Consider the following 13,671-nt stretch of genomic DNA (forward strand, 5'->3'; position numbering starts at 1 on the left):
AAGAAAACTGAATTCAGTACAACCAATACCACAAAGTATTCAAAAGGGGACTTTAGTCAAGATGTTGTGCTACTGTCTTTTTCGAGTCAATCCTTCAAGTTTAATATGCAACAAATCATGTCCGGCTGATTGCTGCCAAACCGGATTTATTACGTGCATCTGCTCCTTTAAAAGTTTGTGGGTTGAGCCTTATGTCTGACCTTCCTTTCACTTTAGATCAGTTACGTATCCTGAAAGCGATCGCCCAAGAAGGAAGCTTCAAGCGTGCCGCTGATAGTCTTTACGTCTCCCAGCCTGCCGTCAGTTTGCAAGTCCAAAATCTTGAACGGCAACTCGATGTCCCCTTATTCGATCGTGGAGGACGACGCGCCCAATTAACCGAAGCCGGGCATCTACTCTTAAATTATGGTGAAAAAATCCTCAGTCTCTGTCAGGAAACCTGCCGCGCGATCGAGGATTTACAAAATCTCCAAGGTGGTACTTTGATTGTCGGTGCTTCTCAAACCACTGGCACTTATCTTTTGCCCAGAATGATCGGTATGTTCCGACAAAAATATCCAGATGTGGCAGTGCAATTACACGTCCACTCTACCCGACGGACTGCTTGGAGTGTCGCTAACGGACAAGTTGATCTGGCGATTATCGGCGGTGAAATTCCTGGTGAACTGTCAGAATCTTTAGAAGTGATTCCTTACGCTGAAGATGAACTAGCGCTGATTTTACCTGTATTTCATCCTTTTACCAAACTTGAAAAAATCCAGAAAGAAGACCTGTATAAATTACAATTCATTGCCCTAGATTCCCAATCGACTATCCGCAAAGTCATTGACCAAGTGCTAGCACGCTGTGAAATCGATACCAGACGTTTTAAAGTTGAAATGGAATTGAATTCCATTGAAGCGATTAAAAATGCTGTGCAATCTGGTTTAGGGGCTGCCTTTGTTTCAACTAGTGCGATCGCTAAAGAGTTACAAATGGGCGTTTTGCACCGTACTCCCATTGAAGGCGTTGTCGTCAAACGGACGCTGTGGCTGATTTGTAATCCTAATCGCTATAGATCAAAGGCCGCAGAAGCCTTTAGTCAAGAAATTTTGCCCCAGTTTGCTAACCCAGGATGGAATCAAGATGTGTTAAAATTAACACAAAAAAGTCTAGTGTTAACTACATTGGAGGTAGCAACACCCACCTCATCTAGCGAAGACTAAAATCAGGTTATTAGTCCCTTGTCATTTGTCCTTTGTTTTTTGTAAATGACCAAATAATTCGTAATGACGCTCCTTTGTCGCTAACTTAATTCGTAATTATTAACCCATTGTGTTCGTGCAGGGTGCTGTAGGCAAGCCAAGGGTTTGACATCAGGAAAAAAGTTTCCTATTCCTCATTAACAAATTTAGTTACTTTGTAACCTAAACTAATTACGAATTATGTAGCTTGCTTCTTGCCATTCGCGTAGCATTTCGTAGAGAAGGCGCGTATTATCAATTGCGAATTATTTTGACTAATCACGAAAATGGAAGTTTACTGCACTCGTCCACGTTGTCCACGCCCACAAAACTATTTTGCCGATTTAGATGATGTTACGACACTGAAAACAACCCAGCAAAAGTATTGTACTACCTGTGGTATGCCATTGATGCTAGATGGTCGATACGTGCCAACGAAACTCCTGGGAAGGGGCGGGTTTGGAGCAGCATTTTTGGCACGCGATCGCCGAATACCGGGAATGCGTCAATGCGTGGTTAAGCAGTTTCAGCCAGCGGGAAATTTAACCTTAACTCAACTGCAACAAGCGCAGTTAATGTTTGAAAGAGAAGCAGAAGTTTTAGCACAGCTTGGTAACGATCACGATCAAATTCCTGACTTGTTTGCTTTCTTTCCAGTGATAGTTAATAGCTTGCAACCAGGAGAGCAAGACCAATTTTTTTACTTAGTACAAGAATATATTGATGGGCAAAACTTAGAGGAAGAATTAGTTCAACAAGGCAAATTTTCTGAACAGCAAGTGTTGGAGGTGCTGCAAGAAATCCTGAAGGTACTAAAATTTGTCCATCATAGAGGTATTATCCATAGAGATATTAAACCCTCTAACATCATGCGCCGTCGCGATGGTAGACTTTTTTTACTAGATTTTGGTGCAGTTAAGCAAGTAACAAATGTTGCACTGGGTTCTGCTGCTTCTTCCACAGGAATTTATTCGATGGGATTTGCACCACCTGAGCAGATGGCTGGGGGGCAAGTATTTCCATCTACAGATTTATACGCTTTAGCTGTAACTCTGATTACCTTGTTAACAAACCAGGAAGCAATTCAACTATTTGATGCCTATAGTAACCAGTGGAAATGGCGAATGCAAGTGACTGTTAACCCTCGCCTTGCTGACATATTAGACAAAATGCTGTTACCTGCTGCCAATCAGCGCTTCCAGTCAGCCCAAGAGGTTCTAGATGCACTTAACTCACAGCCTCTAACCCCTATACAACTTAATTCACCCTTTGTAACACTCCCGCCACAACCACCCAAAGGTTCTAGTCCTGTTGTTCCCCGTCGTCCACCAACTCAGCCAGCGTTTTCGACATTGGAATTATTGGGTGGGGCGGCATTTAGTGGATTTGAGGGTGCATTGATCGCGATCGCCCTCTTCAGTCTAGTAAAATCACCAATAGTTACCTTGACTACTTCTGCCCTGATTTTAGGTACACTAATTTTTGCCCAAACCAGGCGGTGGATTGAAAAGTTCGATTTATTAATTATTCCCACAATTACTTTTGCAATTATTTTTTTTGTCCCCTTTTTACGGGGAGGTCTTGACCTTCCGTCAGTGGTGATTTTAGCAGTTGCAGCAGGCTTAGTAGCTATTTCATTGACAGCTGTATTTCGACTTATTTATAAATTATTATCTCTCTTACTTTAAAAAACTTCTGGTGCTAACAGCTACAGAAATGTCTCAGAAAAACGAAACACTTAGTCTTTTTTTAGCCGTTGTCATCACTATTGGTTTAATATTTGGTGGTCTATGGTTTCTCATAGAACAGTGGGTGCAATTAAACAGAACGTATATTTAATAATAGTTTTGCCCACCAAGGGCAAAAGCGTGTAGCGAGACGTTCGCGGTAGCGTCTCATAGAAAAGTACGGTTTTAAACCAATATTCACCATCCAGTCGTACAGAATTCATACTGACTCCTGAGTTCTGAATTCTTCATAATAAATATTTTTACTTTATTGAAACTTATTTATGTCACAAAAAAATGAAACCACAATTTTAGCTTTGGCCCTACTGCTGACAGTTGGAATAGTTGGCGGTGGTTTTTGGTGGTTTACTAACAATGGGGTCAAAATTGGTAATACCAACATTCAAAATCAACAACCAGGCAACAATTCATCCTTGCAAGACCGCATTAGTTTTGGAGAAAAATCTTTTACTCAGGGTGACATTTCTCCAGTAAAAAAAGAAGGAGTACAAACGATCGCTACTAAAAGTTATGATAAAGCGATCGCCAATTTCACAGCTGCTCTAAAACTCAACCGAAACGATCCAGAAACGTTAATTTTTCTTAACAATGCCCGCATCGGTTCTTCCAAGAGCTATACCATCGTGGCTTCTGTACCATTCGGCACTGACCCCAATACTTCTTTAGAAATTTTACGTGGGATAGCCCAAGCCCAAAATCAAGTTAATAGCTCTGGAGGAGTCAAGGGAGTACCGTTGAGGGTAGGGATAGCTAGCGATGACGACAATCCAGAAATAGCCAAGCAAATCGCTTCTGGCCTAGTCAGCAATTCCGAAGTATTAGGTGTAGTTGGGCCGAATACTAGCGATTCCACTTTAGCCGCAGGTACTATCTATACTTCTGGACAACTTGTAGCTATATCTCCGACTAGTACATCTGTCAAAATTTCTAACTTTAGCCGCTATGTTTTTCGCACGGTTCCTAGTGATTTTATGGCTGCGAGAACTTTAGCCAACTATATGGTGGGAACCTTGCAGAAAAAAAATGCAGTGGTTTTCTTTAATTCTCAGAGTAACTATAGCCAGTCTTTAAAGTCGGAGTTTGTCTCATCCGTTTCCTTAGAGGGTGGACAAATAGCCAGCGAATTTGACTTATCCAGGGCGGATTTTAATGCGACTAAAAGCGTAGAACAAGCAACGAAGCAAGGTGCAGAAGTGTTGATGTTAGCTGCTAATACTGAAACTTTGGATAAAGCGCTGCAAGTAGTTCAAATTAACCAGAAACGGTTAACTCTGCTGGGGGGAGATGATGTTTACACCGCTAAAACTTTGGAAATTGGCGCAGAACAAGCTGTGGGGATGGTATTAGCAGTTCCCTGGCATATTGATGGCGATCCGAAGTCAGATTTTCCCCAGAAATCGCGGCAATTATGGGGCGCTGATGTGAGTTGGCGAAGTGCCCTCAGTTATGATGCCACTGTCGCTCTAATTGCGGCATTAGAACGCAATCCCACGCGAGCTGGAGTCCAACAAGCACTCTTGTCATCTGACTTTTCTGCCACTGGCGCTTCTGGTACAATTCGGTTTTTAGCATCAGGCGATCGCAATGCGCCAGTCCAACTTGTAAAAATTGTTCCTGGTTCTCGCTCTCGCACTGGTTATGACTTTGAACCAGTGCGTTAACCAGCAACAAAAAATTAAAAGTTAACTAATCGTTAACCTGGAAAAACCCTGAAGATGAGAAATTAAGCTTTATGGGGAAAAATCTTAGTGTCAACTAACAACTTATCCTCACCAACATTCAAGCCTTGAGAAAAGAGACGAATAATCCAGGGGAGATTTATTATACCTTGGTTTATAAAGTAGTCAGAAGTGAGGATTTGTCAGCATTTTTAATAAAACACCCGTCCTCCAAATACAATCTCAAGTAGCAAGCACTTATCAAGTCAAGCACTTATATTGAATGGAGGCGCGGGTAATTATACTATGTCCCAAAAAAATGAAACAACTATTCTTGTATTATCCATCCTAATCACCGCCGGGCTAATAGCTGGCGGTTTCTGGTGGTTTAGTAGAAAGTCTGGTGTCGATCTAAATACAATTAATTCTGGTAGCACCAAAACGCCCCAAACCGGATCGGAACAACCTAGTGGCAATAGTTTCACTTCAGTAAAGGATGTTCCTACAGGATTATTCAATTACGGAGGCAGTACATCTTGGGCACCAATTCGATTAGTAGTCGATCCAGCAATTCAAGCCGTACGGCCAGAGTTACGGCTGCGCTATGTAGAACCTAGTAATGCATCTCCTGGTTCTGGTACTGGCATTCAGTCCCTGATAGATGGTCAACTAGCCTTTGCCCAGTCCTCCCGACCAGTTCTAGATCAAGAATTAAGCCGTGCCCAGCAGCGTGGGTTCAGTTTAAAACAAATTCCTGTGGCAATTGATGGTTTAGCAGTTGCAGTTAATCCCAACCTGAATATCCCTGGACTAACAGTAGAACAGTTAAAGTCAATTTATACAGGCAAAATCAATAATTGGAGCCAGGTGGGCGGTTCCAATATCCCGATAAAGCCCTATTCTCGCCGCATTGCTGATGGCGGTACTGTCGAACTTTTTGTCCAAGACATCTTGGGTGGTCAAGCTTTCAGCTCCAATGTAGAATTTATCTCCACAACCACCCAAGCCTTGCAAAAATTGGCTAATAGTCCTGGTAGCATCTACTACGCTTCTGCCCCAGAGGTGATTCCTCAATGCTCAATCAAAGCCTTGCCGTTGGGGCGCACGCAAGGGCAATACATTGCTCCATACCAAGAACCTTCTGTCCTCCCGTCTGAATGTCCTGGTAAACGGAACAAGTTGAACATTGAGGCTTTCCAATCAGGAAAATACCCGATTACCCGCAATCTGTTTGTGGTGGTCAAACAGAATGGTCAGACTGAGCAGCAAGCAGGTGTCGCTTACGCCAACTTACTGCTGACTGAGCAGGGACAGCAACTGATTACCCAAGCAGGATTTGTCAAAATTCGCTGACACCTGCGATTGCACTCAGACAGAGTGGCGGAAATCGCCGCTCTGAACTGTACCTTAACCAGCTCTATTAATCGACTCTGCTGGCAAGCATATTAGATTATCCCCTTGAGTCAGAATTAAACCACGTTGACGCAGCTTACCCATCAAGCGGGTGACGGTGACACGAGTCGAACCAATCGCGCTACCAATTTGGGCATGAGTCAGGGGAAAGGGCAGACAATAACCGCGAATCACATCAGGATCGGTGTCGCTCATTGCTGGCTCTCCATATTCCTCAATTAACAATGTGAGAAATCCTAAGAGTCGGTCAATTGTGCGGCGTTGTCCCAAGGCACTCAGCCACAGCAGCTTACGCTGGTGCTGATACCTAAAGGCATCCATAACTTCGCGACGGAAGTGAGGCCAATTATCTAAATCATGCCAGTACATCCACAGCACCGCAGTTTGGTCAACATGGGCGTAAGCCTGGAGTGTGAATGGTGACTGAGCAACAATTTCAAATGGCTGTCCCGCTCCCACAAAACCCAAGAACGCTTCTTCTGGAGTTCTGTTGATTCGTCGAGACGTTAGCTGACTAGCAGTCGCACTAACTTGGGCGGTTCCTACCATGCGGATCGCACCCCTTTGCACCAAATACAGCAATCCAGGCCGGGCTGGAATGCGCTCATCTTTGCTAAAGGTGCGGCAGCGGTAGTGTTCTTGAGCCCAGTCAAGAATGCGTTGCCAAGTCAAAAAAGGCCGTGATGCCTCAGAAAAGGAGGATGGAGATTGCATAGGTAACAAAGAGCGTTCGGCTGAAGACAAAGACGTAAATAAAAGGGTGCAAGGAGTGTCTTTGTGTTGACGAGGCAGGCTTAACGCCTAACAGCGCCAGCCAATCCAAAGAATAGAAAGCAAATTACTCTCTACTCTTTTGTTATACTTCCTACTGTACAATGGTGGTAGTAAAGTTTACTTACTATTCATCGATTATTCATCAAATTTTATCCTCTTCTCATTTTTCTTCATCTAAATTAAATTTATACCGCAAGATAGATGACAGAAATGTAACAAATTTATCTTACATGACTATTTAACTAATATTACGTGCATTATAAATTACCAGTTAGCAAATATACGTCAATCAAACAGCTATTGTATAGTTATCTAATAAAATTACTAAGCATTGATACTTATAATCTAGAAAGTAGATGCATAAAAGAGGAAAAAATTTCTCTATATAAAGGTAGAGATGACAATAGAGTTTTCTATATATCGAGTGTGTCTTTGCGACTATCAAAATCTCAGAATCGGAAAGCGATGGAGCTTGCCAGTGCGATCGCTTCAGATTTATCAGGGATTTGTAAAGACGTTTTTAGCATCCAAATAGTTCCCCCAGGTTGGATAAATTTTGAATTAACTCACTCAACCTTAGCGACTTGGTTACAAAGTCTCGTAGTCGGGAGTTGCGGGGAAGAGGGAGAAATCAATTCAAAATTCAAAACTTGTACTGAGCGACGTCAAAGTATTCAAAATTCAAAATTAAAGAACTCCTGCCTCCTGCCTCCTCTTTCCCAATGCCCAGTACCCAATTCATTGTTTGCTGTTGAATATGCTCATGCACGCTGCTGTTCGCTAGTGCTTCTGGCTGATCGAGAGGGATTAATTAAACTTAGAGAACCAGTTCCAAATACTAGTCCAGCTTTTTGGGATGTTATCTCTCCTAACCCTCTACCTTGGCTTAATTGCAACGGAACACTACGGCTAAATCACCCAGATGAGCGTCGTCTAATTGGCGAATTAATACAAGTGGTAGACAAGATAGAGTGCCCTGATGTTAACAGTTCTGTGAAATGGGAAAAAGTAGCGCTGAATTTGAGCCAAGCTTTTGAAAAGTTTTGGTCTAATTGCCGGATTTGGGGTGAGGTGAAAATTACATCACCAGAACTGGCCCAAGCTAGACTCGGATTACTCATGGCTACTCAGTCAGTATTAAAATTTGTCCTAGAGGAAAATCTGGGGGTTTTTGCGCCTTTGGAGTTATAAATTGGTAATGTTGCTTAGGCAAAAATAAAAACTTTTTATATAGCTATTGACTCAATGCACCACCTCGGATACATTAGCAGGTGTGTGAGGAGCGAACCAGCAGGGGCACCGAGACGAAACACGGCCAGTCGTCGGTGTCCTTTCTGATTTGTATGGGTTAGATTTGAAAGAATACCCTGACTACAGCAAAAACTTTTCAATTGCTACTGCTGCCCCATCTTCCTCTACGCTAGGAGCTACCCACTTAGCGATCGATTGCACTCCTGCTGGTGCGTTGCCCATAGCGACACCAAGTCCAACATACTCCAGCATTTCCACATCATTGAAGTTATCGCCAATCGCCATAACGTTGGCTAATTGTAATCCCAGCAATTCTTCGGCTAGGTAACGTACAGCAGTCCCCTTATTTACAGAGGCGTTAGTTGCTTCAAAAAAGGTAGCAACAGAGGTTGTCATATAAAGTTCAGCGGGTGTGTATTGGCGGCGCAAATTTCCTAATAACTTATCGATTACGTCAATGTCATCAGATAAAGCAAGAATTTTTGTCGGTTCATTAGTTAAGGCTTGACGCAAATCACCCACAGGAATCGCAATAATACCAGAACGTTCTGCATAAATTTTGGTTTCTCTGGTTAACTCACGAACGTATAGCTGATCGTTGATGTAAAAGTGAACAGATAGAAGTGATCGCAACTCCGGCTGTTCAAAATAGTCGAGTAGCTGGTGAGCGATTTCTCTGGAAACAACCCAATGGCGATGAATTTTTTGGGTTATTGGGTCTTGAATCCAGGCTCCTTGATAGGCCATTAATGGTAAAGTAGAACTGATATCTTGGTGAAAGCGCAAGGCTGAACAATACATTCTACCTGTAGCGATCGCCACTTGAATTCCTCGTGCTTGGGCTGCAATAATAGCTTGCTTTACAGGTTTGCTGATAGTGTTAGAGTGTCCAGCGATCGTGCCATCTATATCCAAAACTAGTAATTTAATGTCTTTTGCAGCAGCCTGATTGTGAGTAAATGCTTTCTGCATGATTTCCTATATTTTAAGTTACAATAAGAGGTTAACAGGCTCTAGCGATTAGTAGAAAGTAGTAGAAAAAATTGGCATATCTAGTCAATCTAATTTCCTTACTACAATGTCTAAGCTAGTAATGAAAAGTTTGTAGTAAGCACTGTAGTGCTTAGAAAGTTAAGGACTTTAGTCCTTACTACGAACTTGCTTACCCATCAATTTAAACTTGACAGACTACTACCGTAAGGATATAAGCGCAATAAAAAAACCCGACTTTTTCGAGAATCGGGTTTTTTCATTATTTAAATTAGAGAGCCTGCTTGATAGATAGGATGGAAAAAACCTACCTATTTAAGAAAGCCTATTAATTAAACATTTTGATCCAGCTTTTTTTGCGTTGTGACAATAGACAAAGCCCAGCAATTAAACCAATTCCCAGTGTGGCAGAGGATTCAGGTACTGATTTCACCTCATCGTAGTCATAAGTTACTTTGATACCTGCTTTAGCATAAGTATCAATGTAGGATCTCATGTTGCCCGAACCTGTAACTACTGAGTTTGCTAAAGCTGAGAACAAAAAGTCTATGTTGCCATTACCAGTGAAAGACTGCAAGAATTGGGTATTGGTGAAAGACTGAGTAGCAGATTGTGTAGCAGTTAAGTTAGAAATAGTCTTTCCAGAGGTACCACTATAATCAGTGATATGGTCATATTTAGCAGCTTGATAACTCGATATATCTTGTGGATTGAGCGCAAACAGAGACTGATTATTTAGTTTTAAACTGATTTGACTAGCAAGATTTACTGTCACCTGAGTCGCGGTTGGACTCCTGTTTTCAAAACCTGCATTTCCAAGTAAGTCGCCAGTAAAACTTATCGTTACATCCTTAAGTGTACCTAAAGATGAGTCAAATTTTTGGACGCTCAGAGGTGCATCAATGATATTTGTGAAATCGTAATCAGTGGAACTAGCGTATGAGAGAGAAGCTGCATTAGCTGCTCCAGATGTTGCAACGATTCCTGCCAAAGTTGTAGCAGCAGCTAGAGTGTTGAATAGTTTTGTTGTCATGGATAAAAGATGCCTTTCTGAAACGAATTATTACCGGATTACTAACCTATTTCTAACTCTGAAACTTTGCTTATAGTCTTGATAAATACACGTAACTTTATGTAAAGTTGTTATGTTCAAATTCCTTCGACAAATAGACTTTTTGAGTGCTATATATAAAGTTTTGTTAAGGCAAAGTGGTTTTGATAGTGGCAATCTTATGTCGAAATATTAAGTTAGTTTTTGTTGGTTCCTGAGATGTAAGCTAGGTCAACCTAATTAAACATAAAAGGCTCAGGAGATAAATCCCCGACTTCTGGTAATAAGTTAGGGATCTAGTTACTACCTGGTTACTATGCTTATATTCACATACTTAATTGGGCTGGTATCCCTGGCAAAAGTTGGTTCTACTTGGCTTCCGTACTAAAGCTGCAAATGCGTAGATATTTATTTGTCTAAAATAGTACTAAGATTTAAACAATACGTATAAATTGGGCTATTGTCATCAAAGCTAAGCTAAACGAGCATCTGAAATTGCTAACTATGTAACAAAGCTTCTGGCTAAAATAGGGCTATGTCTGAAATCACTTCTGTAACTGCAACCCGTCCCACGTTCATCCTCGTAGATGGGCACTCGCTGGCTTATCGTTCATACTTTGCTTTCGCCAAAGGGCGAGATGGAGGACTGCGTACTAAAGCAGGCATTCCCACCAGTATATGTTTTGGTTTCGTGAAGTCCCTGTTAGAGGTAATGGCAACACAACAGCCCCAAGCAATGGCGATCGCTTTTGATTTGGCTGAGGCAACTTTTCGCCACGAAGCTGATGAGACTTATAAAGCCGATCGCCCGGAAACACCAGAAGACTTCATTCCCGACTTAGCAAACCTGCATGAGTTGCTGAATGGCTTCAATCTACCAATTTTCACTGCCCCTGGTTTCGAGGCTGATGATGTTTTGGGAACCTTAGCACAACGAATAACTGCTGCTAGGTATAAGGTGAAGATTTTGACTGGTGATCGTGATTTATTTCAACTAATCGACTCTGACAAAGAAATCACTGTTCTGAATTTTAGTCCAGATGCCCTAAAGCGCTCTACAAATAGCATCACAGAATTTGAAGCAGAACAAGTTAAAGAGAAGATGGGCGTTTTACCTTCACAAATTGTTGATTTCAAAGCTCTTTGTGGTGATAAATCAGATAATATTCCTGGTGTCAAGGGAATTGGTGAAAAAACAGCGGTACAACTGCTAAATAGCTATGGTTCACTTGAGAATGTTTATGCTGCGTTAGATGAAATTAAAGGCGCAACTCAGAAAAAACTGGCAACGGGTAAAGAAGATGCCCAGAAGTCTCGCTATTTGGCAACCATAGTTTTAGATGTTCCTATAGAATTTAATTTAGAAGATTGCAAATTAAAAGGCTTTGATACAAGCGTCTTATCACCAATTTTAGAAAAATTAGAATTTAAGTCTTTTTTAGGCAAAATCAACGACCTTCAGGAACGTTTTGGGGGCAAAGTTGAAGAAAAACAAGAAGCCAAAATAGACGTAAGTAATCCCAACTCTACTAATTCTGAATTCAGCGCTGATGAAGATAACAATTTGTGGTTTTTCAGTGCTAGTGATACAGCAGCAGTCTCACAACAATCTACTTCCCCAATTACACCGCACATTATTAACACCGAAACCAAACTAACTGAGTTAGTGAAACTTTTGCAAACATTTACTAATCCAGAAACACCCGTTGCTTGGGATACTGAAACTACGGATTTAGAACCAAGAGATGCTGAGTTAGTAGGAATTGGTTGCTGTTGGGGAACACAACCAAATGAGGTAGCCTATATTCCTGTGGGGCACAAAACTGGGGAAAATTTGCATAAAGATTTGGTGTTAGAAGCATTACGCCCAATTCTCGAAAGTGCCGATTATCCCAAAGCTTTACAGAATGCCAAATTTGACCGCCTAGTTCTCAGATGTCAAGGAATTAATTTGGCGGGAGTAGTGTTTGATCCCATGCTGGCAAGTTATATTCTAAATCCAGATTCAAGTCATAATTTAATGGATTTGTCGCAGAGATATTTGGGATTGATAGCTAAAAGTTACTTAGATTTAGTTCCTAAAGGCAAAACCATTGCTGATATAGATATTCCCGCCGTCGCAGATTACTGCGGTATGGATGCTTATTCTACCTTTGGCTTAGTACCGAAACTGCGTGAGGATCTAGAGAAAATTCCAGCTTTATCTAAGCTATTAGTGGAAGTGGAACAGCCGCTAGAAGCTGTTTTAGCCCAAATGGAATATACAGGTGTTCGGATTAATTCAGCTTATTTACAAGAACTTTCGCAGCATTTAGAAACTGAGTTAGCCAGGTTAAAAGAGGAAGCAACTGAAATAGCCGGGGAAAATTTTAACTTGGGTTCTCCTAAACAATTGAGTCAAATTTTGTTTGAAAAATTGGGGTTAAGCACCAGACATTCTCGTAAAATTCAAACGGGCTACTCTACAGACGCAGCAACACTAGAAAGACTTCAAGAAGATGATAACACTGGATTTGTTGAGGCGATCGTTGAGTATCGCACCCTATCTAAATTAAAGTCTACTTATGTTGATGCATTACCTGCATTGGTGCGTCCAGATACGCAGCGAGTGCATACTGATTTTAACCAAGCAGCAACATCTACAGGTAGGTTATCTTCTTCTAATCCGAATTTACAAAATATCCCCATTCGCACAGCTTTTAGTCGCCAAATTCGGAAGGCTTTTTTGCCAGAAGCTGGTTGGTTAATGGTGGCTGCTGATTACTCACAAATTGAATTACGGATTTTGGCTCATTTGAGTCAAGAGCCGATATTAGTGCAAGCATATCAGCAAAATGAAGATGTTCATACTGTTACAGCACGGTTAGTATTTGAAAAAGAAAATATCACATCAGAAGAACGAGGGATGGCAAAAACTATCAATTTTGGCGTGATTTATGGCATGGGTTCTTTAAGGTTTTCGCGCTCAACTGGGATAGATAAGACTATTGCTAATGAGTTCATTAAGCGGTTTAATGAACGATACCCCAAAGTTTTTGCATATTTAGAGCGAGTGAAAAAAGAAGCGATCGCTCTTGGTTATGTAGAAACTATTTTCGGTCGCCGTCGTTACTTTGACTTTAATAATAACAGTTTACGCAAATTAAAAGGCAGTAATCCAGAAGATATTGCTCTGAGTAAATTGAAAAATTTGGGTGCTTATGATGCAGGTTTATTACGCTCTGCGGCTAATGCACCAATTCAAGGTTCCAACGCTGATATTATCAAAATTGCAATGGTGAGATTGCATGAGGTTTTGAAGAACTATCAGGCGCGTTTATTGTTGCAAGTTCACGACGAATTAGTATTTGAAATTCCCCCCCATGAATGGGAAGAATTACAACTGCAAATTAAGTCGGTGATGGAAAATGCAGTGCAGTTGAGTGTGCCTTTGCTGGTGGAGGCGCGTGTAGGTGAAAATTGGATGGAGACGAAGTAAGTTTAACTGGGGATTAGAAAAATTACATTAATAATTCGTAATTCGTAATTAAACCGATAGCGTCATTAGTAATTACGAATTACGA

General features: G+C 41.3%; 9 protein-coding genes. 6 read left to right on the plus strand and 3 right to left on the minus strand.

Going from position 1 to position 13,671, the window contains the following annotated elements:
• Positions 1 to 191 precede the first annotated feature (191 nt).
• From V7K60_RS22780 to V7K60_RS22795, 4 genes are all read left to right on the plus strand, one after another.
• Entirely contained in the window at positions 192 to 1,205 is a 1,014-nt protein-coding gene (locus V7K60_RS22780) for a LysR family transcriptional regulator (protein ID WP_334928597.1), read from the plus strand.
• A 305-nt stretch (positions 1,206 to 1,510) separates the two neighbouring features.
• On the plus strand, positions 1,511 to 2,911 hold the full coding sequence (locus tag V7K60_RS22785; protein WP_334928599.1) for a protein kinase domain-containing protein: 1,401 nt from the start codon (positions 1,511 to 1,513) through the stop codon (positions 2,909 to 2,911).
• A gap of 323 nt (positions 2,912 to 3,234) precedes the next feature.
• Entirely contained in the window at positions 3,235 to 4,632 is a 1,398-nt protein-coding gene (locus V7K60_RS22790) for an ABC transporter substrate-binding protein (protein ID WP_334928601.1), read from the plus strand.
• A 303-nt stretch (positions 4,633 to 4,935) separates the two neighbouring features.
• A complete protein-coding gene (locus V7K60_RS22795; protein ID WP_334928603.1) occupies positions 4,936 to 5,982 on the plus strand; it encodes a PstS family phosphate ABC transporter substrate-binding protein in 1,047 nt (348 codons plus the stop codon).
• 54 nt (positions 5,983 to 6,036) lie between these two features.
• Here V7K60_RS22795 and V7K60_RS22800 read toward each other — a convergent pair whose 3' ends face one another.
• Positions 6,037 to 6,756, minus strand: coding sequence for a Crp/Fnr family transcriptional regulator (locus tag V7K60_RS22800; RefSeq protein WP_012412419.1), 720 nt, complete (start codon positions 6,754 to 6,756; stop codon positions 6,037 to 6,039).
• A gap of 486 nt (positions 6,757 to 7,242) precedes the next feature.
• Between V7K60_RS22800 and V7K60_RS22805 the strand changes: the two genes are divergently transcribed.
• Positions 7,243 to 8,007: a DALR anticodon-binding domain-containing protein gene (locus tag V7K60_RS22805; RefSeq protein WP_334928605.1), complete on the plus strand. Its 765-nt coding sequence runs from the start codon at positions 7,243 to 7,245 to the stop codon at positions 8,005 to 8,007.
• 180 nt (positions 8,008 to 8,187) lie between these two features.
• Here the strand turns inward: V7K60_RS22805 and V7K60_RS22810 are convergent, their stop codons facing one another.
• Both V7K60_RS22810 and V7K60_RS22815 read right to left on the minus strand, forming a co-directional pair.
• Complete coding sequence (locus V7K60_RS22810) at positions 8,188 to 9,039, minus strand: Cof-type HAD-IIB family hydrolase (RefSeq protein WP_334928607.1); 852 nt, start codon at positions 9,037 to 9,039, stop codon at positions 8,188 to 8,190.
• A 346-nt stretch (positions 9,040 to 9,385) separates the two neighbouring features.
• The gene (locus V7K60_RS22815) at positions 9,386 to 10,090 is read right to left on the minus strand and encodes a choice-of-anchor E domain-containing protein (RefSeq protein WP_334928609.1); all 705 of its coding nucleotides are present in this window, start codon (positions 10,088 to 10,090) and stop codon (positions 9,386 to 9,388) included.
• Positions 10,091 to 10,643: 553 nt separating this feature from the next.
• Here V7K60_RS22815 and polA point away from each other — a divergent pair.
• Positions 10,644 to 13,586 carry a DNA polymerase I gene (gene polA, locus V7K60_RS22820; protein WP_334928611.1) on the plus strand — a complete coding sequence of 981 codons (2,943 nt, stop codon included), beginning with the start codon at positions 10,644 to 10,646 and terminating at the stop codon, positions 13,584 to 13,586.
• Positions 13,587 to 13,671 lie beyond the last annotated feature (85 nt).

The sequence above is a fragment of the Nostoc sp. genome (assembly GCF_036917555.1).
Taxonomy (GTDB): domain Bacteria; phylum Cyanobacteriota; class Cyanobacteriia; order Cyanobacteriales; family Nostocaceae; genus Nostoc.